The organism is Haliscomenobacter sp. (assembly GCF_041740695.1).
GTDB lineage: Bacteria > Bacteroidota > Bacteroidia > Chitinophagales > Saprospiraceae > Haliscomenobacter.
Genome location: NZ_JBGSLK010000053.1, coordinates 109274 through 128769, shown reverse-complemented (window position 1 = coordinate 128769; position 19496 = coordinate 109274). Strand labels below are relative to the sequence as shown.

At 48.8% G+C, this 19496-nt stretch carries 18 protein-coding genes; 11 read left to right on the top strand and 7 right to left on the bottom strand.

Annotated features, from left to right (window positions below; all coding sequences use genetic code 11):
* Positions 1-92: 92 nt before the first annotated feature.
* Positions 93-476: a DoxX family protein gene (locus ACEW9O_RS11955; protein ID WP_373550394.1), complete on the top strand. Its 384-nt coding sequence runs from the start codon at positions 93-95 to the stop codon at positions 474-476.
* 175 nt (positions 477-651) lie between these two features.
* Entirely contained in the window at positions 652-2223 is a 1572-nt protein-coding gene (locus ACEW9O_RS11950) for an adenylate/guanylate cyclase domain-containing protein (protein ID WP_373550393.1), read from the top strand.
* Positions 2224-2280: 57 nt separating this feature from the next.
* Here ACEW9O_RS11950 and ACEW9O_RS11945 read toward each other — a convergent pair whose 3' ends face one another.
* Positions 2281-3528 carry a zinc dependent phospholipase C family protein gene (locus ACEW9O_RS11945; protein WP_373550392.1) on the bottom strand — a complete coding sequence of 416 codons (1248 nt, stop codon included), beginning with the start codon at positions 3526-3528 and terminating at the stop codon, positions 2281-2283.
* Positions 3529-3668: 140 nt separating this feature from the next.
* A complete protein-coding gene (bglX, locus tag ACEW9O_RS11940; protein WP_373550391.1) occupies positions 3669-5966 on the bottom strand; it encodes a beta-glucosidase BglX in 2298 nt (765 codons plus the stop codon).
* 499 nt (positions 5967-6465) lie between these two features.
* On the opposite strand from bglX, the gene ACEW9O_RS11935 reads away from it, so the two are divergent.
* Together ACEW9O_RS11935 and ACEW9O_RS11930 are read left to right on the top strand one after the other, a co-directional pair.
* A complete protein-coding gene (locus ACEW9O_RS11935) occupies positions 6466-6714 on the top strand; it encodes a hypothetical protein (RefSeq protein ID WP_373550390.1) in 249 nt (82 codons plus the stop codon).
* On the top strand, positions 6711-7388 hold the full coding sequence (locus ACEW9O_RS11930; RefSeq protein WP_373550389.1) for a prolyl oligopeptidase family serine peptidase: 678 nt from the start codon (positions 6711-6713) through the stop codon (positions 7386-7388). The genes ACEW9O_RS11935 and ACEW9O_RS11930 overlap by 4 nt, the downstream gene beginning before the upstream one ends.
* Here ACEW9O_RS11930 and ACEW9O_RS11925 read toward each other — a convergent pair.
* The gene (locus tag ACEW9O_RS11925; RefSeq protein ID WP_373550388.1) at positions 7381-8271 is read right to left on the bottom strand and encodes a helix-turn-helix domain-containing protein; all 891 of its coding nucleotides are present in this window, start codon (positions 8269-8271) and stop codon (positions 7381-7383) included. The two genes, ACEW9O_RS11930 and ACEW9O_RS11925, sit on opposite strands and share 8 nt — an antisense overlap.
* Positions 8272-8373: 102 nt before the next feature.
* Between ACEW9O_RS11925 and ACEW9O_RS11920 the strand changes: the two genes are divergently transcribed.
* The 6 genes from ACEW9O_RS11920 (at position 8374) to ACEW9O_RS11895 (ending at position 13147) form a co-directional block, all read left to right on the top strand.
* Positions 8374-9336 (top strand): VOC family protein, encoded by a 963-nt coding sequence (locus ACEW9O_RS11920; protein ID WP_373550387.1) that lies wholly within the window; start codon positions 8374-8376, stop codon positions 9334-9336.
* 75 nt (positions 9337-9411) lie between these two features.
* Positions 9412-10131 (top strand): PIG-L deacetylase family protein, encoded by a 720-nt coding sequence (locus ACEW9O_RS11915; protein ID WP_373550386.1) that lies wholly within the window; start codon positions 9412-9414, stop codon positions 10129-10131.
* 1 nt (position 10132) lies between these two features.
* Complete coding sequence (locus ACEW9O_RS11910; RefSeq protein ID WP_373550385.1) at positions 10133-10750, top strand: 4-carboxy-4-hydroxy-2-oxoadipate aldolase/oxaloacetate decarboxylase; 618 nt, start codon at positions 10133-10135, stop codon at positions 10748-10750.
* On the top strand, positions 10731-11525 hold the full coding sequence (locus ACEW9O_RS11905; RefSeq protein WP_373550384.1) for an NAD(P)-binding domain-containing protein: 795 nt from the start codon (positions 10731-10733) through the stop codon (positions 11523-11525). The genes ACEW9O_RS11910 and ACEW9O_RS11905 overlap by 20 nt, the downstream gene beginning before the upstream one ends.
* A gap of 1 nt (position 11526) precedes the next feature.
* The gene (locus tag ACEW9O_RS11900; protein WP_373550383.1) at positions 11527-12600 is read left to right on the top strand and encodes a 4-oxalomesaconate tautomerase; all 1074 of its coding nucleotides are present in this window, start codon (positions 11527-11529) and stop codon (positions 12598-12600) included.
* A 79-nt stretch (positions 12601-12679) separates the two neighbouring features.
* Complete coding sequence (locus ACEW9O_RS11895; protein ID WP_373550382.1) at positions 12680-13147, top strand: tetratricopeptide repeat protein; 468 nt, start codon at positions 12680-12682, stop codon at positions 13145-13147.
* A 232-nt stretch (positions 13148-13379) separates the two neighbouring features.
* On the opposite strand, the gene ACEW9O_RS11890 is transcribed toward ACEW9O_RS11895, so the two are convergent.
* A complete protein-coding gene (locus tag ACEW9O_RS11890) occupies positions 13380-14669 on the bottom strand; it encodes a Gfo/Idh/MocA family protein (RefSeq protein ID WP_373550381.1) in 1290 nt (429 codons plus the stop codon).
* A 79-nt stretch (positions 14670-14748) separates the two neighbouring features.
* Here ACEW9O_RS11890 and ACEW9O_RS11885 point away from each other — a divergent pair, with 79 nt between their 5' ends.
* Positions 14749-15306: an Hsp20/alpha crystallin family protein gene (locus ACEW9O_RS11885; protein ID WP_373550380.1), complete on the top strand. Its 558-nt coding sequence runs from the start codon at positions 14749-14751 to the stop codon at positions 15304-15306.
* 147 nt (positions 15307-15453) lie between these two features.
* On the opposite strand, the gene ACEW9O_RS11880 is transcribed toward ACEW9O_RS11885, so the two are convergent.
* The 3 genes from ACEW9O_RS11880 to ACEW9O_RS11870 form a co-directional block, all read right to left on the bottom strand.
* Positions 15454-17142, bottom strand: a complete 1689-nt coding sequence (locus tag ACEW9O_RS11880) for a PAS domain-containing sensor histidine kinase (protein ID WP_373550379.1) — start codon at positions 17140-17142, stop codon at positions 15454-15456.
* Positions 17143-17263: 121 nt separating this feature from the next.
* Positions 17264-18457, bottom strand: a complete 1194-nt coding sequence (locus tag ACEW9O_RS11875) for a sensor protein KdpD (protein WP_373550378.1) — start codon at positions 18455-18457, stop codon at positions 17264-17266.
* 290 nt (positions 18458-18747) lie between these two features.
* A complete protein-coding gene (locus ACEW9O_RS11870; RefSeq protein ID WP_373550377.1) occupies positions 18748-19314 on the bottom strand; it encodes a K(+)-transporting ATPase subunit C in 567 nt (188 codons plus the stop codon).
* Between the last annotated feature and the right edge of the window lie 182 nt (positions 19315-19496).

Genomic DNA, 19496 nt, shown 5'->3' with positions numbered 1-19496 from the left:
GCCCCGGTTATCAGCAGTCAGCTGTCAGCAATGAGCGATCAGCCAACTCTTCACTAATCATTCATCACTAATCATTAATAAAACACCTAATCATGCCAAAAATTTCAATTTCCCTTATCCTTGCCCTGGTCGCTGCGGTCATCATGCTGCAAACCTTGTATTTCAAATTTACCGCTCACCCGGACAGCGTCTACATTTTTACACAATTGGGGATGGAACCTTACGGTCGCATTGGGATTGGGGTAATGGAACTGATTACCTCTATTTTGCTGCTGATACCCCGTACCCGGCCTTTTGGGGCAGTTATTGGGGTTGGTATCATCAGCGGGGCCTTGTTTTTTCACCTGACCAAGCTGGGCATCAACGTCAACAACGACGGGGGGAACCTTTTTGGCCTGGCTTTAGCTGCCTTTATTTGTTGTGCCATTCTGGTGGTTTTGGAACGCAAAAAACTGCCGATTCTCAACAAGTTATAGAGTAGCGAATCAAAAGGATGGTTGGATTCCGGGTGAATTTTTTTTCAACCATCCTTTTGACCACCAAAACTGACTTTTTGTAGGGCTACATCAAGATGTAGTTGTTGAGATTGAATTATTCTCTATCTTTACTGACCGCTTTCGAGCATAAACGAGCGCTTATAATCCTGCAATGATGAAACCCATATTGATCGTTTTTAGTCTTTTGTGTTTTTCTCATTTTTTAATTGCCCAGGATGTTGTTGCCATTGCCGAAAAAAAAGTACAACTCAACCAGTACCTTTCTCAAGCTCAACAACTCTCTGCCCAAGGCAACCATTCGCAAGCCGCTGAAGTCGGTGAAAAAGCGGTAGCGATTGCCTCCGAGCTTTACGATTTCTCCTATTTGGCGACTGCCCTCAATGTGTACGGCAAAGCCCTAAACGGCATGGGTGGAAAGCAAAAAATCAAAGCCATTGCCAATTTGGAAAAAAGTTTACAGTTGGCGAGAGGCAAGAGGATGATTGAGCTGCAAAAAGAAAACCTGGAGGTTCTCTCGATCATCGCGCGTGAACGGGGCAAAGACCGGGATTTGAAGGAATACACCGATCAATTGATGGCCTTGAATGGGGTAGCTATGCCATTGCCACCTAAAGCTCCCACCGTTATTTTGGACAACAAGTCCATTCTCAAAGATGAAAACGCCAAATTGTACGAGCAGGTAGCGGTATTGTCGTCGGAATTGTCCAATAGCCATCAAAATAAATCACAAAGCCAGGAATCCATCAATCGCGAACGCCAAAAATTGGTGGACATCATCAGCACCCAGCAGGAAGCGATCAAATACATGAATGAAAAGCAGGCCAAAGATGCCTTGCTGCTGATGCAACAAAAGAAAATGGTCGACTCTCTATCCTTTCTCAAGGCATTTGACTCCATCCAGTTGGCCACCAATAAAATGGCTTTGAGCCAAAAAGACGCTGAATTAAAACTCAAACACAGCGAACGCAACCTCTTGCTGGCCCTTGCCGGGGTCATTTTTATCATCGCAGCAGGCTTGTACAACCGCTTCCTCAATTTCAAGCGCAACAACGCGGTGCTGGAAGAAAAAAACCGCATCATCCAGGAAGAACGCCAACGTTCAGAAAACCTCCTGCTCAATATCCTTCCTTCCTCCATCGCCGAAGAACTGAAAACACTTGGCCATGCCAATACGCGTCGTTACGACAGTGTGTCGGTGCTCTTTGCCGATTTTAAGAACTTCACCAGCATCGCGGAAAAATTGACTCCGGAGGAACTGGTTTCTGAACTCGACTTGTGTTTCAGAGGTTTTGATAAAATCATGGGCAAATACGGCATGGAAAAAATCAAAACCATTGGCGATGCGTACATGTGTGCGGGTGGTTTGCCCGATCCTTATCAGTCCAATCCCACCAAGGTGATTCAGGCTGCATTTGAGATGCAAAACTTCCTGGAAGTGCTCAAAGAGCAACGAATGCGTGAAGGTCGGCCTTTTTTTGAAGCCCGTATCGGGATTCATACTGGCCCCATCATTGCCGGGGTAGTGGGCGAAAAGAAATTTGCCTACGACATTTGGGGCGATACCGTCAATGTGGCTGCACGGATGGAATCCAACAGCGATGCGGGAAAAGTCAATATTTCTTCCTCAACGTATGAGTTGGTGAAAGACAGCTTTAAGTGTGAATACCGGGGCAAAATCAGCGTGAAAAACAAGGGTGAAGTAGAGATGTATTGGGTGGAGAATTGAGAGCCGCCAAAAATCGCTCATATTCGCCATTATCATAATTTTTTACAGGCTCTGAACTTAATTATCATGCGCCCGCCCCTGAATTTTTCCCTTTTTTAAAGTAGCCTCCAGCGCCTTCATTTCTTCCAGTTCCTTTTCATCAGGCTTGAAACTGAGCTTGCGCAAATCCGGCTTGCCCGCATCTACCCAGGCACTGTACCAGGCACTGCTCACCGCCTGAATGGATGCCCGCCAACGGGCTTCAACCATGCCCCGCATTGCCTCCTGGTACGCCTGTGCAAAGGCCGTACATTGGGTGCGAATGGTCACGCCGAGCCGTTCTTCAAAACAAAATTGCTCATCGGGCCGCAGGGTTTGTTTCAGGCGTTTTTCAATCAGCAAAACTGAATCGACCAAACTGTTGCTAGCCAAGACCATTTTCCAATAATGATCTTGCGGATTGGAGATGTACTCGGCGACCCCCACAAAGTTGTCATACACTTTATCTGCAAACAACTCCGGAATGCGGCTTTCCCAAAAGGCATGGATGCCGTTTTGATCAGTTAATTGGCCGTTGTAGTTTTTGGTGGTGTGCAGCGGCACATGGGCATCGCCGATGTAATGCCCAATTTCAGCGGACAAACGTAGGATAGCGGCTACATTGCGCGTATAAAATGCTTCGGTCAGGCGGCGCTGCATGTGCAGAAGGTTGTAGGGCAAGACGCCGTGTTCGGAAAGCCGATCTTCAGCAAAAACGCTGCGGCAGGGGAGTGGCGCGCCTAATAATTTGGCTAAACTGTCGGGGGCGACCTGCCAATTTTCTTCGTAGTATTGGGGAAAGATGTTTTCGTTGTAAAAACTTTGGTAGTCTTTCCAACTGATACCCCTATTGTTGATGCTCCGGTTGTTGTCGAGGCCAATCAGCCGTTGGTTTTCGAAACGCGTGGCTCCTGTTCCAATGATTTTGATGGTGTCGCCCTGCAGATCAACAAGAAAAACATCGGTATAACGAGCCAGTGCCTCGTTCCAGCCCCTGGGTAAATCCGGAAAAGGCGCTTGACCATACTGATCCAGGTCGATAAAGTGCCGAGGCCCCTCGTGGCGGCTGGCATAGCGCCGTTTGTCAGGATCCACGGCGTGTTCGGTGATGTACTCGATATTTTGTTTGTAAAATGGAATCAACTCTGGTGGCAGCGCAAAAACGGCCAGGCGATTGATGCGGCGGTGGCCAAAAAAGCCCCAATCTGGCTCTGGACCAGGATCGGTGCCATTGGCGAAGCAAGTGATGGACAAAAGGAATAGGCAAGAAAAAAACTGAATTTTCATGGTGGATAAGCTTGGGACAACAATTCTGCCTCAATTTAGGATGTTCTGCGCTTATTTTGCGCAAGTCGGGATAAGCTTTTTGTAAAAATAAGGCTGGTGCATGATTGCAATGCACCAGCCTTAGACATACTCTTAGTTATCTATTTTAAGGTAAACCCAGCCTCCTTTACCTCACTGCTACTCGTTCCCACAAACACCAGGAACTCACCTGGCTCGGCTACGAATTTTAGTTCTCCGTTGTAAAATTTCAAATCTTCCACACGAAGTGCAAAAGTCACGGTCTTGGATTCCCCTTTTTTCAAAGCGATCTTTTGGAAACCCTTCAGTTCTTTTACGGGTGGCGTAATGCTGCGCACCTTGTCGCGAATGTACAATTGCACGACCTCTTCGCCGTCGTAATTGCCCGTATTGCTGATGGTCACACTGACATTAATGACGTCCTTGGGAACCGCCATTGCCAGGGTATTTTTGCTCAAAGTCACCGGGCTGTACTCAAATTTGGTATAACTCAAACCATAGCCAAAAGGGTACAAAGGGCTATTGGGCACATCCAGGTAATTGGATTGAAATTTTGCAAAATCCACCCCGTTGCCGCCATAAGGACGACCGGTGTTTTTGTAGCTGTAATAAATCGGGATTTGCCCGGCATTGCGCGGGAAGGTAGCCGATAATTTACCCGAAGGATTCACATCGCCAAACAACACATCAGCGATGGCATTACCCGCTTCAGTACCGCCAAACCATACGTTCAGAATGGCGGGAATGTTGTTGTGCTCCCATTGAATGGCCAGTGGGCGGCCGGTGAAAAGTACCAAAACGACAGGTTTGCCGGTTTTGATGAGCGCTTTCAACAAGTCGCGCTGGTTTTCCGGGATCTCGATGTCCGAACGGCTGGAAGCTTCCCCACTCATTTCAGCGGCTTCACCCAGAGCTGCTACCACCACATCCGCTTTCTGAGCAGTGGCTACGGCTTCCGCAATCATGTCCGCATCGCTGCGGGGATCGCGGTTGGTTGCTTTGCCAAAGATGCTCACGTTGGCATCCAGGCGGGCATCGCTGTAGATGTTGCTGCCACGAGCTTTGAGGATGGTGACATTGCCCGCTACACTTTTGATGCCTTCTTCGAGGGAAACACACTTGGTAAAGTCACCAGATACGCTCCAGGTACCCGCCATGTTTTCCTTGTTGTCGGCAAGTGGGCCGATCAGGGCAATGGTACCGCGTTTGGCCAGAGGCAAGGTTTGTTTGTCGTTTTTCAGCAAGACAAAAGATTTTCCAGCGGCTTTACGCGCTTCGGCGCGGTGTTCGGCGGTGAAAATTTCCGTTTTGGCCCGGTTTTCATCACAATAGCGGTAAGGATCGGTGAACAAACCCAGGTTGTATTTCATCTCCAAAACCCGGCGGCAGGCCAGGTCAATTTGAGCTAGAGTTACCTTTTGCTCCTTCAGCGACTTACCCAGGGTATTCACGTAACTTTCACTGACCATGTCCATGTCGTTGCCAGCCATCAGGGCTTTGGCAGCTACGGTTTGTGTATCGCCCACTCCGTGGTAGACCATCTCGGGTATGCCCGTATAGTCGGATACTACCAGCCCTTTGAAACCCCATTGGCGGCGCAGCAGGTCGGTCAGCAACCACTTGTTGGCGGTGGCAGGCACGCCGTCAATCTCGTTGAAAGAAGCCATGATCGAACCTGCTCCTGCATCCAGTGCGGCTTTGTACGGGGGCAAGTATTCGTTGTACATGCGCACCTTGCTCATGTCGGTGGTATGGTAATCACGGCCAGCTTCGGCGGAGCCGTAAAGGGCAAAGTGTTTGACGCAAGCCATAATGGTGTTGGTCTGGTAAAACCCATTGCCTTGATAACCTTTGACCATCGCTCTGGCGATTTGGGATCCCAGGTAGGGGTCTTCTCCTGAGCCTTCGGCAATGCGGCCCCAGCGTGGATCCCGCGCAATATCGACCATCGGAGAGAAAGTCCAACAAATGCCATCCGCTGAAGCTTCTACGGCAGAAATCCGTGCCATTTTTTCAATCAAGCCCAAGTCCCAACTGCTGGAGATTCCCAGCGGAATGGGAAACAAGGTTTTATACCCGTGGATCACGTCCATCCCAAAAAACATCGGGATTTTGAGGCGGCTTTGGTTGACCGCCAGCTCCTGGGTTTTGCGGATGCGGGTGGGGGTGGACATGCTGAAGATACCCCCAATTTTGCCTGCTTTGATTTTGGTTTCCACATCGGTGCTAACCGCAGAGCCAGTGGTGGCTTCCCCTCCAGTGACGAGGTTCAATTGGCCCAGTTTTTCGTCCAGGGTCATTTTTTTCATCAAGCCAACTACATATGCCTCACGTTTGGCAAGATATGCGGCATTAGGTATTTGTGCAAAAAGACTCAGCGCGGTGCTGAATGCTAAAAAGAGTGCGAGTTGATGCTTCATGATGTAGTTTGTATTTGTGAGTTGCTAGGTTAGCAGCTCTGAAGGACAATTTTGGGGAATCAAGTTAAATCAAAGATTGATGAGCGTAGTCTTTATGGGGAGGTTTTTGTCAATGAAGTAGTCAGAGTGAGGTGCCCTCCAGGCCATGACCTTTCTATTAGTGAAATGGAACGCCTCAATAAAATGTTCTTTTTGTATCTGTATTTTACGAAATAGTCCTTGTATTGCATTATTATTCCTATCAATTTTGTGCCTTCAAGCATTCACAATCAAGCTCAATATTTAAGGTTTAAGCGACTCAATGGTAGCCATTCGAGCAGATATGGCTATTTATTTATGTTGCTTTAGTATCCACGATTCTCTAATTGAAACCACCTGTATGAGAACTTCGATTATGTGCATGCCTTTAGTCCAGTTTTTGGCGGGAAAGAACTTTGGATTGCCCTGGGATTTGGGCTGAACACAAATCCTTTTTCTTCAAATTTCAAAACCAAAAATCATGAAACCCAATCCTTTTCTTCAACTCGTTCTATTAATGGCCATCATGCCCATTTTTCTTGGTTGTCAACCACCTTCAGCCAATACCTCTTTTGTTCAGAAAAAATTGCTTGATGTTGCTTACGCCAGTACTTCCGCAGCCCAAAGAATGGACATTTATCTCCCCAATGAGGGTCCGGGACCTTTCCCCGTGATCGTTCACATTCACGGAGGTGCGTTTAAAATGGGGACAAAGCCGATGGCCAATTGACGCCTGTATTGGAAGCACTCAAACGTGGCTATGCCATTGCCAGCATCAATTACCGTTTGAGTGGCGAGGCCATCTTTCCTGCTCAAATTTTTGATGTGAAAGCAGCTATTCGTTTTATTCGCGCCAATGCCAAAAAATACCAGCTTAATCCTGATAAAATAGCAACCTGGGGTGGTTCAGCAGGTGGACATTTGGCAGCCATGGCAGGTACCACAGGAGGTGTTGCTGCATTGGAAGACCTCACGCTGGGCAATGCCAACGAATCAAGCAGAGTACAGGCGGTAGTTGATTGGTTCGGCCCCATCAATTTTAATACGATGGATTTGCAATTTAAAGCATCGGGCAAGGGCCGCGCAGATCATGATGAGGCTAATTCCCCAGAATCCCTTTTGGTGGGTAAAAAAATCACCGAAGCTCAGGATTTGGTCGCCAAAGCCAGCCCCGCTAGCTACATTACGAGAGATGATCCCCCCTTTTTTATTCAGCACGGCACTGCTGACCAACTGGTTCCATTTGAACAATCGGTAGATTTTGCCAAAATTTTGACCGCAAAATTGGGCAAGAAAAAAGTGCAATTTATTCCACTGGAAGGTGCCAAACACGGAGGGCCTGCCTTTGGTACACCCGAAAACCTGGCAAAGGTATTTGTCTTTTTGGACAAGTTGCTTAAATGATTTCACTGCCCCTTTCCTTTGCCCGGTACTCCATCGGAGAATACCCAGTGTATTTCTTGAACAGCCTGGCAAAGTAATTGGGGTATTCAAAATTGAGCTGATAGGCAATTTCCGAAACCGAGTAGGAAGTATGGGTCAGGTATTTTTTGCCTTCACCAACCAAGTGTTCCTGCACCAATTGGATGGCTGGCTTGCCAGCAACTGCTCTACAAATGCGGTTTAGGTGTACCGTAGTAATGGCGAGCTCGGCGGCGAACTGCGGAATACTTTTGGGGAAACTGGCACTCTTGATGTTTTTTTGAAACTTCCGAAAGTAGCTCATCATCAAATTGTCTTTTTCATGTGCAGCATGATCAACGATTTGTCGGTAAAACTGGATGAAAAAAGTTGCGAAATGAGCATGAAGCAATTGCTCGCGGGCAGGTTTTTCGCTGAATAACTCTTGTTCAATGGATTGAATGAGCTGAATGAATGCGGAAAAAGGAAAATCTAGCTCGAAATCCTGGAGGATTTGAGCCTGCTGAAAAGTTTGCCACAAAGGGGATGATGTTGGAAAAATAGCCTCAACGATGCTTTCTGAAAGCGTCAGAATATGCCCGTGTACATCTGGACTATAGACCAGCCCGTGCAGTACAGTAGGTGGGAAAAGTAGTATGCACGGAGCGTTCAAATCCAAACTCGTCGTTTCACTTTGAAAACACACCTTCCCTTTTTCAATGATAAAAAATTGAAACAGATGGGTATGCAAATGTGGGGCAATGTTCCAATCAAAATCCTTGCTCCGGGTAGCAATGAGCTCCAAAAAGATGTAATCAGCTGAATACTTGGTGCTCAGGTCACCGTACAAGCCTTCAAAATTGAGCAAGGGTTTGATTTTGCCCATCTGATGTTCGATTTTTATCTACAATACTAAGGATAGTTTTCGTGGATTCTGAACAAAGCTGCCGAAATTTGACCTTTACATCAGCAGCAGTTACACCAACTTATGAAAACCATCATTCGCGATTTGGCCCATTTGGCGCATGTAGAAATGTACACGCCCAAGCTGGATCAAAGTGCCCGTTTTTTTACCGAAATCATGGGCATGTCCGTCAGCGAGGCGAGCGGAGACTCTATCTACCTGCGGGCTTACGACGACTATGAGCACCATACGCTCAAACTTACTGCTCATCACCAGGCGGGCATTGGCCATTTTGCCTGGCGTACCCAAAGCCAGGAGGCGCTGGAGCGAAGGGTAGCCGCCCTGGCCAAAAGTGGAGCAGGAATTGGCTGGCACGAAAGTGAGGGGCATGGCCCCGCCTATCAGTTTCGTTACCCTAGCGGCCATCTGGCAGAGTTGTATTTTGAAAGCCACAAGTACAAAGCCGAAGGAGAAATGGCATCGGCTTTAAAAAATACTGCCAGCAAGTTTCCTGCCAGGGGCATCAACGTGAGGCGCATCGACCACCTAAATTTATTGGCACCGGATATCCGCGCTTTCCGCGATTTTCAGTTGGAAACCCTGGGGGGAGTCCTGACCGAAACCATCATCGACAACATGGAGGATGAAAATCCCTTGGCGGTTTGGTTTCAAGTCAATTCTAAATCCTACGACCTGGCCGTTACAGGCGACCACCTCGGCTTGGAAAATCGGTTGCACCACGTCACTTACGCCGTGAACAGCCGCGAAGAGGTGCTGATCGCCGCCGACATTTGCCTGGAAAATGGCATTTTTATCGAAACGGGTCCCCACAAGCACGCTATTCAGCAAACCTTTTTCCTGTACGTATACGAGCCCGGAGGCAACCGTGTCGAAATTGCCAATACCACCGCTCGTCTAGTCCTTGATCCCGACTTCGAAACGGTCAAATGGACCTTGGAGGAGCGGAAAAAGGGGCAGGCCTGGGGCTTGGCTACGGTGGCGAGTTTTCATACACGGGGTACACCAATGCCTGATATTGAAGGTTGATTTACCACCTTAGAAATTATGCGCCTACGGCGCGTGTAGCTGTTAAGAGTTGAGGTATTTCCTAAACAATCACCTATGAAAAAGAAACTATTGGTCGTCGGAGCCCACTCCGGCGATTTCGTGTGGCGCGCTGCGGGCACCCTCGCCAAAACCATCGAAGAAGGGGCCGAAACCCTGGTCATCGCCTTGTCTTATGGAGAGCGTGGAGAATCCGGCGAACTCTGGAAAGAAGACCCCAAGCGCAGCGAAGAAAGTGTGAAAATCATCCGCCACGAACAAGCCCAACGCGCGGCGGACGCCATTGGAACTCCCATTCAATTTTGGGATTGGGGCGATTATCCGATGCTCTTGTCAGACGAGCGAATTGCACAATTGACTGCACTGGTGGGCGATTTTGAACCAACAGTCATCTTGACCCATTCGGAAAAAGACCCTTTTAACCCCGACCATCCCCTGGCTTTTCAGGCCGTGCAACGTGCCCGTCTGCTTTCCTCCGGCGCCGGGGTGCCCAGCGCTTTCAAAAACATCGACCCGCCCGCCTGGTACAGTTTTGAGCCGCACCAACCAGAATTGTGCGGCTTTGTACCTGATACTTTTATCGACATTACTTCAGTGATGGACAAAAAGTTGGCTGCGATGGCCTGTATGGGTGCTCAAAACTACCTGCGCGACTACTATGCAGAACTGGCGGCTCGTCGGGCCAACCACGCCCGCCGGATTTCCGGGCAAAAACAGGTTCAATTTGCCGAGGCGCACCAAAGTATGGTGCCCCGGATCGTTTCAAGCATTTTTTGACATGGATGCCATTCAACAACTCAGTCAATTTTCGGCAGCGACCCTGCACGAAGCCCTGGGGCGAACGGGCAATCTGCCCTCGGCCATCAGACCCATTCAGGCTGGCATGAAGGTCTGCGGCCCCGCTTATACGGTACAAACCATGCCGAGGGACAATGTCCTGCTGCACCGCGCTTACGCCTATGCCGGGCCAGGATCAGTGCTGGTCGCCAGTTGCTCCGGCTTTTACGAAGCTGGCTATTGGGGCGACTTGATGAGCCTGGGTGCCAAAACCAAAGGCATCGCTGGCCTCGTCATCGATGCTTGCGTACGCGATGCCGACGACATTGAAGCCATGGGTTTTCCGGTGTTCAGTCGGGGCCTTTGTATTCGTGGAACTACGAACTATGGCGAAGGCACCCTCAACGAACCTATTATCATTGGTGAATGCCTGATCCATCCCGGTGACATCATTGTGGGGGATCGCGATGGGGTAGTGGTGGTACCCCAAAACCGGATTGATGAAGCCATCGAAAAAGCCAGTGCCCGGGAGGCCCGGGAGGAAGCGGTAAGGGTTCAATTGCGTCAAGGTAAAACGTCTATCCAAATTTATGGCTGGGATGAAAAATTCGGATACTAACCTGCGCATCGCCATTTTAGGGTTAGGGGAAGCGGGTAGTCATTTTGCCCGGGATTTGGCTGCACTGGGTATCCAGGTGCAAGGTTGGGATCCCAATCCTCAACGACCCTTGCCTGCCGATTTTATTCTGGCAGAAAATAATGCCGCTGCAGTAAAAGGTGCTGATCTTATTTTTAGCGTCAATCTTTCTACGGTATCTGAGCAGGTCGCTCGGGAGATTTTGCCGGTATTGTGGCCCGAACAAGTGTTTTTGGAAATGAACACCTCAGCACCGGAGAAAAAACAGGCCATTGCAAAAATCCTCAATCCTTCTGGAGTACAGTTTGTGGACTTAGCGATTATGGCTCCGGTGCCACCAACGGGCATTCGAACGCCCATGTTGGCTGCTGGACCCGGTGCAAGTTTGTTTCAGCAAAAAATGACGGATTACCCCTTACAAATGGAAGTGTTGCCGGATGCCGCCGTTGGTGCCGCTGCCGAACTCAAACTCTTGCGCTCGATTGTCTACAAAGGTATTGCTGGGGTGATTTATGAAGCGGTTGAAGTAGGTCTAGCCTTTGGGCAGGAAAGGTACATCCGGGAGCAGATTAGCTCCATCATTGGCGGCAAAGATGAGTTGATTGATCGTTTTGTAACAGGGACTTATATCCACGCTGCCCGTCGCAGGGAGGAAATGGCCGCGGTGGTGGAGATGCTGGAAGCACAACAACTCGACCCTTTGCTGAGCAAGGCTACGCGGGATCAGTTAGAAAAATTGGTGCAACAAAAAATTTGACATGCTAAAAGCCATTCCATTCATGCAATTCAGAGGTGGCAGCTCAAAAGGCCTGTTTTTTTTGAGCCAAGACCTACCTGAGGACAAAGAAGCCATCAAACGCACCGTTTTGCTGGCTATGGAAGGTACCACCGAGGGAGATCCCCGCCAGATTGATGGCTTGGGCGGCGCACATTCACTGACCAGCAAGGCCGCCGTCGTTGGCCCTTCAACACATCCTGATGCTGATGTGGATTACCTTTTTTTGCAGGTGGTGGTGGGCAAAGGGCAGGTTTCGACGGGACAAACTTGTGGGAATATTCTGGCCGGGGTGGCCCCATTTGCGATTGAGACGGCTTTGGTCAAAGCGAGCGAGCCAGTTACTCGGGTGCGCGTAAACATGCTGAATACCGGGGGGATTTGTGAAGTGTTGGTAGAAACGCCTGATGGACAAGTAAATTACGCGGGGATAGCAAGTATTGATGGCGTTCCAGGCACGGCAGCTCCGATCATTTGTAATTACCTGGATGTGGCCGGAAGCACTTGTGGGGCTTTGTTGCCGACGGGGAATGTGCTGGATGTGGTGGATGGGCATCAGCTGACCTGTATTGATAACGGCATGCCAGTGGTGCTGCTCCGCGCTGCTGATTTTGGCCTGAGTGGCTATGAATCGGTGGAGGATTTGAGCAAGAATTTGGAATTGAAAGCCAAAATTGAACAAATTCGGCTCAAGGTTGGCCCTTTAATGAATTTAGGTGAAGTGGCGCAAAAAACGGTGCCCAAAATGTGCCTGATTGCTCCACCACTCCAAGGCGGCATACTGCATACCCGCATGTTCATTCCGCATGTGGTGCATGATGCCATTGGAGTATTGGCAGCGATTTCGGTGGCGACGGCGGTGGTGGTTCTGGGGAGTATTGCAGAAGGAATTGCACGGTTGCCGAATTCGGACACCCAGCTTTTTTCCATTGAACATCCTTCGGGGGAATGTAGTGTGCAGTTGGATTATGAGTTGATGGAGGGGAAAATAGTGATGAAAAAGGCGGGGGTGTTAAGGACGGCGCGGTTGTTGAGCAGGGGGGAGATGTTTTTTTAAATTTTGGGGCTGATGTTGTTGGACTATTCAAGAGTATGGTTACTTTGCAATGTTTTTAAGACTAAACGACAAAATAGTTATGAGTAATGTTCCTTTAGTGGTGGGTCGAATAAGTTGGCTCGGCTTGGCAGTACAATTTGCCATTATTTTTGGGTTGTATTGGCTTTTTAGACAGATTTCCATTTTTGATCCGATTTTACTTGCTGCAATTGCCCATGCAATTTTAGCCAGGGTATTGAGAAGCCTGGTAGCTAAAAACCATCGTAAAGGCATGCGTTTGGTGCATGCTAGTCAATTTGAATCGGCAATTCCTGAATTTGAAAAGAGTGTTGAAAAATTCAAAAAGCACAAATGGCTGGATCAGTATCGGGTGATTACAATGTTGAGTTCAGCGGGAACTTCCTACCTTGTAATGGGGTATACCAATCTCGGGTTTTGTCATAGTCAAATTGGCCATAAAGAGGAAGCCAAGCAATATTATCAAGAGGTTTTAGCGCTTGATCCAGGTAATGGTAGTGCAAAGGCAGCGCTGAATATGTTGAATTGAGGCTGCTTTGGGCATAGAAAAAGAATTCTGCGCTTTCCTACAGCGGCAGCGCCGCGAAACGTCATTAGAAAGTATAGTTGCGTTTTTGGATGGAGGTGCAGCGCACCGGAACAATCCTATTCGCATTTTCTGGGCATTGTTCCGGTGCTGCACCTCCTATTTAATAGCTTACCTTGAATTCTAGTGACGTTTCGCGGCTCTGCCGCTAGCCGTTCGTGCAAAACACTTCAACTCACTTCGGATACACCCAAGGCTTCCGATACTCCCTCACCAACAATTTATTCGCCGCCTTATCCCCCACAATCATGTCCTTCTCATGATCCCACTCAATCGAGCGACCCAATTTGGCGGAAAGGTTGCCCAGCAGCGCCATATTCGTCGCATGCCGGCCCCGCTCAATGTCTGCAAAAGGCCGTTTGCCGGTCGGGATACAATCCAGTAAATCCTTCCACACCAGATCGATGTTTTGCTGATCGGGCTCGTTCATTTTGGCCGCTTCTTTGATGATTTCCTTTTTGGTATCGTTGGGGTAAAAAGCCCAGCCTCTTTGCCAGCCCATGTGGAAGACGCCCTCGGTACCGTGGAAATAAACCCCTACGTTTTCTCCCTGGCGTTCGGGGTGGTTGCTGAGCAGGGTGTGCTCCCAGGTGCAGATGAAGGATTCAAATTCGTAAACCGCCCGTTGCTCCTCTGGTGCATTGGCCAGGGAGTTGCGGATGTCCGATTTTTGGGTGGAGTAAATTTTGCGCGGCATTTTTTCCTCTGTCCACCACAGGATTTGGTCAAACCAGTGTGGCCCCCAGTCGCCGATGTTGCCGTTGGCAAATTGGGTGTATTGGCGCCAGCCGCGCGGGTGCATGCCGGGATTGTAGGTACTCAGTGGGGCTGGGCCACAGTAGAAATCCCAATCCAGGCCAGCTGGCGGGGCACTTTCTTCCTCTTTTTTACCGGGGCCATTGTTGTAATGCACAAATGCTCGGACGCTGTGGATTTTACCCGCTTTGCCCGACTTCAAAAAATCCATGCCACTCACGTTGTGGGGGGAATAACGGCGGTGAAAATCGACGATGCAGACCTTTTGGGCGTCGCGGGCCGCTTTTTCAATGGCGCTGCCTTCCTTGACGGTATGCGAAATGGGTTTTTCCAAAAAGACGTGGGCACCACTGTGCAGAGCCTCTATGGCGATCAGGGCATGCCAATGGTCGGGGGTGGCATTGATGACAATATCGGGGCGCTCGGCTTTGATGCATTCGCGGTAGTCTTTGTACACTTTGGGTTGGTCGTTGCACAATTTGTCGACTTCAGTTTTGCACTTTTTGAGTTGGTTTTCATCCACATCACAAAGGGCTGCTACCGTAACCTGTCCACTGCGGATGGCTTCGCGCAGGATATTGAGGCCCCACCAGCCGCTGCCGATGAGCACGGTTTTGTATTTGGCGGGTCGATGAGGAATGAGGTAAGGCGGAGTCATCAGTACGGCGCTGGCCATCCCGGTCTTTTGAATAAACGATCTGCGATCCATGCTTTTGATTTGTTTACGTTGAAGCGAAAATAGGGATTAGTCTTTGAAAAGCGGACTGCCAAAATTGCGACTTTTTGGCATGAGGTTTCAATATTTGCATGACAGTGTGGCTGAAAACAACATTTGGAACCAGATTTGTAATGCAAAGACTAAACTAAACCGCATCATCAACCCGAATTCTACAACTATGACTGTACAACATTTCACGGAAGGAAAAATTTACTTCGATGATGAGCTGAGCAAAAACGCCTGGGAAATGGCGCAACAACTCAACCCTCCATCGCTGAGCCCCAATCCCGCACTGAACATCAAGGAGAGCACCAAAGCTTTTTTGATTGAGCTAGTGGTGCCTGGATTGACCCACGAAGACCTGAACATCCACTTAGGGGACAACAACATGTTGGTCCTGCAATACAATCGCGATAATAATACCTTCGAATCGGTTTTGACTCAACGTCATTGGCGACAAGAGTTCAAAATGCGCTCTTTTGAGCGGCAGATTCCGGTTCATCCCGAGATGGTGGAGCTGGATCAGATCAAGATCACTTCCAAAAATGGCATCGTATCGATTCGTTTGCCCAAAACGGAAGCATTGAGTGGAAAGGTGATGCCCGTCATGCCTTTCTCCAATAACTAAAGAAGTATTTTTGTAGATTCTTAGCCTTAGGTGTCTCTTAGGTGTCTAAGGTTTCTTAGGTGGTGAAAAATACGCTGCCTGCTCCGCAGGCTTTTTTCCTCACCACCTAAGAAACCTTAGACACTTAAGGGGCACCTAAGGGGAGCGTTATTCTTGAAATAGCGGCAGGTCAAAATAGAAATTCGCTCCCTGCCCAAGCTGACTGGCTACCCCAATTTTGCCCCCCATCGCCTCCACAAAATCCTTACTGATGGCTAGCCCCAAGCCTGTACCACTGGATTTGCTACCCGGGGCTTTTACATATTTTTCAAAAATTTTCTCTTGATATTCCGACGCAATGCCTGGGCCTTGATCCTGGATCGAAAAATGAATCTGTCGATCCGCCGTTGCTTCAATTTCCACCCTCAAATGATCTCCCTCAGAGGCATGCCGAATGGCATTGGACAAGAGGTTGATCAGCACCCAAATGGTTTTTTCAGGATCCGACCAGACCTTGGGCAATTGGGGCGCAAACTGCGTGTTGATTTGCAATTTTTTGTCCTGACTTTGCGGATAAAGTGCTTGTAAGGCGGTACGCACCAAATCGGCGGGGTCATTGGCCTGCAAAGTCAAGTCAATTTTCCCGGTTTCCAATTGCGTCATGTTCAACAACTCGCTGGTGATGCGCAGCAGGCGGTCACTTTCACCGTGAATGTCGTGGAGAAGGCGCAGTTGATCGGGGTTGAGGGCACCCGTTTTGGGGTTTTCCAGCAATTGTAAACCCAGTTTGATGCCCGAAATCGGCGTTTTGAGTTCGTGCGAAATGGTTGCCAGGAAATTGGTTTTGGCCACATCTTTTTCCAAAAAGGTGGTGATGTTTTTGAGTACATATACCGTGCCGGGCTCTTCATCTACCTGGATTTTATATGAATCGAGCAGAAAGTAATTCTCTCGATTGTCCATCACAATTTTGAAGGGTGAGGTGCCGGAAGGATTGTCAAGTATGAATTTGAGTAAATCATTGTGTGGAACGATGTCTTGGGCGGCTTGCCCAATGGTGTTTTCGGCATCTAAACCCAACAATTGCAAAGCTTTTTGATTGGCAAACAGGATGGTTTGGTTTTTGTCCATGCCGATGCTCGCGTCATCCAGGCTGTTGATGACCGCTTCGGCGCGTTTTTTTTCAAACATCAATTGGGCCAAATTGCTGTGTTCGTACTCGTCCAGTTTGCCCGCCATTTGATTGATGGCCCCGGCTAGCTCTCCAAACTCATCGGCTGTATCGATGTGCATCCGGTAAGTATAATTTTTGCGACTCAGCTCTTGAATGGCTTCGTTGAAACGACGGATTGGCCCGGCAATCAAACCCGGAAAATTGAGGACAAAAGTGAAACCAATCAGGAACAAAAAACCGGACAGGGTTGAAATATAAAATTTAGCCTGTTGGGCGGCACGGATGGCAATGTCGTTTTTGCGTCGAATGGCCTGGAGGTTGATTTGCAGGATTTGCAGGATGTTTTGGCGTACTTGCAAGATGGCACTAGTGTCAAGTTTGAGCTGATCGAAAGCTTTGCGCAGCGCGACTGTTACGGCAGCCTCTCCCTTTTCAGTGACGTTTTTTTCTTGCAAACGCAAATAGGCATCAAACCTGTGATGGGCTTTTTGTTGAGCCGGATTTTCCCGATTGATCACGGCCAGCATGCCGTGGCAATAATTTAGACTTTCATAATTGTCTTTCAATACCTCCTGCGTGACACTCTTTTGCTCTGAAATGTAATACATGCTGATGCCGCCAATCAAGAGCAACATCAGGAACAAAAAAGTGGTGCCGAGGGCTATTTTGTTTTGTAAGGTCATATTTTGGGGGAGGTTGAGGAGGTTGAGAAGGTTGAGAAGGTTGAGGCTACCGCAAGCTACTTAGACAAGGACTTTGTCAAAATCGCTCGCGGTAGCCTCAACCTTCTCAACCTCCTCAACTTTATGATAAAATTACCACATCCACTTCATTTTCTTTTAAAGCTCGCAGCAATTGATTAAAAATGCCTGTGTGCAAGACGATTTGCCAAAAACTCAAATGCGGCTTGCCAATACAAATGGTGGTGATTTGTTTTTCTTTAACTACCTCCAAAATGGCTTTACCAATGTCGGGCACTGCTACGTTGATGGCTTTGAGGGGGATGGCAACGGGCACCAACCAACGATTCAAACGATTGGCTGCCTGGGCCTGAAGCACTTCCGCGCCAAGTTCAACGGCCAATTGGAAATTGTTGATCAGGTGCCGCTGCTTGTCCAGGGGGATTTTGTCGAGGCTTTCATTGGGGGTTTGGACGTACAAAACGTACCATTTGCTCTGATAATACCGCGCCAGTCGGGCTGTTTTGCGGATGATTTTACGGGCGGTGGCCTCATTGCTGCTGATGCAGGCCAAAAACCGTTCGTGGCGTACTTTGGCGTTGCGTGGCACTTCCTGCTCCACTTTGCGCTCTACCTGGGTCGCCACTTCCTTGAGCGCCAACTCGCGCAATTGCAGGATTTTTTCAGGCTGAAAAAAATTGCGCAGGGCCGTTTCTACCTTGGCCGGATCGTAAATTTTGCCCTCTTTCAAGCGGGTAATCAGGTCTTCGGCACTCAAGTCAATATTGACAACCTCGTCGGCTTTTTGCAAAAAATCGTCGGGCACCCGTTCCTGCACCTGAATGCCCGTGATGCGATGCACCTCATCGTTGATGCTTTCGATGTGCTGGATGTTGACAGCCGTGATCACATTGATGCCTGCTGCCAGTAGGTCCATTACATCTTGCCAACGTTTGGGATTTTTGCTCCCCGGGATATTGGAATGCGCCAGTTCGTCGACCACCACCCAGGTTGGATGCAAGATCAGAAGGGCATTGAGGTCGAGCTCGGTCATTTTTTTTCCCTTGTAAAACACTTCACGGGGGGGCAGGATGGGCAAATCTTCCAGCAGCGCTTCGGTTTCCTTACGCCCGTGCGTCACCACCAAGCCGAGCACTACCTGAATGCCTTGTTGTAGCATTTGTCGGGCCTCCTGGAGCATCCGGTAGGTTTTGCCCACCCCGGCACTCATGCCAATGTAGATTTTGAGTTTGCCTCGCCCAGCGCTACGGAGCTGGGCCAGGTATTGATCCGCCAGTTGAGTGCGTTCGTCATTCATGCCTTAAAAAGCTATGGCTAAAGCGGTGGTGAAAAAGGTGTTACTGGAACTGCGCTGGCCATCCCGATTAAAAAAGTAGTCTAGTGCATTAACTCATAGGTTGTGATACACTAAAGCGTAGCAATTTTGAGATCAGGCTAGGCGTAAAAAAATGCGCATAGCCAAAGCTCTGTAAGTTTTTTTCAACGAAGCCTGGCCTCGAAAGAGCAAGCTAGAGTGTGGCAGAACTTATGAGTTAATGCACTAGAATCATCCATCAATTCTTGCGTTGCCCCGATTTTATCAGGCATTCATTTGAGTTGATCTAGTGCAAGGTTCAAAGTTAGCACATTTACCTTTTCTGGACCGAACAAACCGAGTAACGCTTGTTGGGTGTGTTGTTCGATCAGCTGCTCCAATTGTTGCGCTGGAATACCACGGGCTGCACTGATGCGGGCGACTTGAATTTTTGCCGAGGCTGGGGAAATGTCCGGGTCGAGGCCACTCCCGGAGGCGGTAACCAATTCCGCAGGGATGTCTTTTTTGGTTACTTGAGGATTGTGGACCAAAAAACTGTCAATTCGACTTCGTACCAGCACGAGGTAATCGGGGTTGGAAGGCCCTTTGTTGCTCCCACCTGAACCTGCACCATTGTAATCGACGGCGGAGGGGCGGCCCCCAAAATAGCGGTCTTGGCTAAAGCTTTGCCCCACTAATGCTGCGCCTACGGCTTTGCCATTGTGGTAAACCAATTCGGCCTTGCCCTGGGCTGGGCCAATGAATTGGGCAAAACCCCAGATTAGCAAGGGATACAATACGGAGACCAAAATTAGGCTCACCAGGGTGAGTCGGATTGCAGGAAGAATATCTTGTTTCATGGTAAAGTTGAATTTTAAACCCCGAAAGGGTGAAATGATTATAGAAAAAATCAATGAATTAGGATTTTCCAAGAGAAACCCCGAAGGGGTGGTATTTTTGGATTGTTTTTCGGCGTTTTATAATGCCACCCCTTCGGGGTTTCTCTTGAAAAACGGTGGTGCCTGCTCAATTGCTATAATCA

What these genes read in the sequence shown, in the direction of transcription:
- ACEW9O_RS11895 (WP_373550382.1), top strand. Translation starts at nt 12,680, where the DNA reads ATGAGTAATGTTCCTTTAGTGGTGGGTCGAATAAGTTGGCTCGGCTTG.
- ACEW9O_RS11935 (WP_373550390.1), top strand. Translation starts at nt 6,466, where the DNA reads ATGAAACCCAATCCTTTTCTTCAACTCGTTCTATTAATGGCCATCATG.
- ACEW9O_RS11890 (WP_373550381.1), bottom strand. Translation starts at nt 14,669, where the DNA reads ATGGATCGCAGATCGTTTATTCAAAAGACCGGGATGGCCAGCGCCGTA.
- bglX (WP_373550391.1), bottom strand. Translation starts at nt 5,966, where the DNA reads ATGAAGCATCAACTCGCACTCTTTTTAGCATTCAGCACCGCGCTGAGT.
- ACEW9O_RS11885 (WP_373550380.1), top strand. Translation starts at nt 14,749, where the DNA reads ATGAGGTTTCAATATTTGCATGACAGTGTGGCTGAAAACAACATTTGG.
- ACEW9O_RS11875 (WP_373550378.1), bottom strand. Translation starts at nt 18,457, where the DNA reads ATGAATGACGAACGCACTCAACTGGCGGATCAATACCTGGCCCAGCTC.
- ACEW9O_RS11945 (WP_373550392.1), bottom strand. Translation starts at nt 3,528, where the DNA reads ATGAAAATTCAGTTTTTTTCTTGCCTATTCCTTTTGTCCATCACTTGC.
- ACEW9O_RS11870 (WP_373550377.1), bottom strand. Translation starts at nt 19,314, where the DNA reads ATGAAACAAGATATTCTTCCTGCAATCCGACTCACCCTGGTGAGCCTA.
- ACEW9O_RS11880 (WP_373550379.1), bottom strand. Translation starts at nt 17,142, where the DNA reads ATGACCTTACAAAACAAAATAGCCCTCGGCACCACTTTTTTGTTCCTG.
- ACEW9O_RS11955 (WP_373550394.1), top strand. Translation starts at nt 93, where the DNA reads ATGCCAAAAATTTCAATTTCCCTTATCCTTGCCCTGGTCGCTGCGGTC.
- ACEW9O_RS11920 (WP_373550387.1), top strand. Translation starts at nt 8,374, where the DNA reads ATGAAAACCATCATTCGCGATTTGGCCCATTTGGCGCATGTAGAAATG.
- ACEW9O_RS11910 (WP_373550385.1), top strand. Translation starts at nt 10,133, where the DNA reads ATGGATGCCATTCAACAACTCAGTCAATTTTCGGCAGCGACCCTGCAC.
- ACEW9O_RS11905 (WP_373550384.1), top strand. Translation starts at nt 10,731, where the DNA reads ATGAAAAATTCGGATACTAACCTGCGCATCGCCATTTTAGGGTTAGGG.
- ACEW9O_RS11900 (WP_373550383.1), top strand. Translation starts at nt 11,527, where the DNA reads ATGCTAAAAGCCATTCCATTCATGCAATTCAGAGGTGGCAGCTCAAAA.
- ACEW9O_RS11925 (WP_373550388.1), bottom strand. Translation starts at nt 8,271, where the DNA reads ATGGGCAAAATCAAACCCTTGCTCAATTTTGAAGGCTTGTACGGTGAC.
- ACEW9O_RS11915 (WP_373550386.1), top strand. Translation starts at nt 9,412, where the DNA reads ATGAAAAAGAAACTATTGGTCGTCGGAGCCCACTCCGGCGATTTCGTG.
- ACEW9O_RS11950 (WP_373550393.1), top strand. Translation starts at nt 652, where the DNA reads ATGAAACCCATATTGATCGTTTTTAGTCTTTTGTGTTTTTCTCATTTT.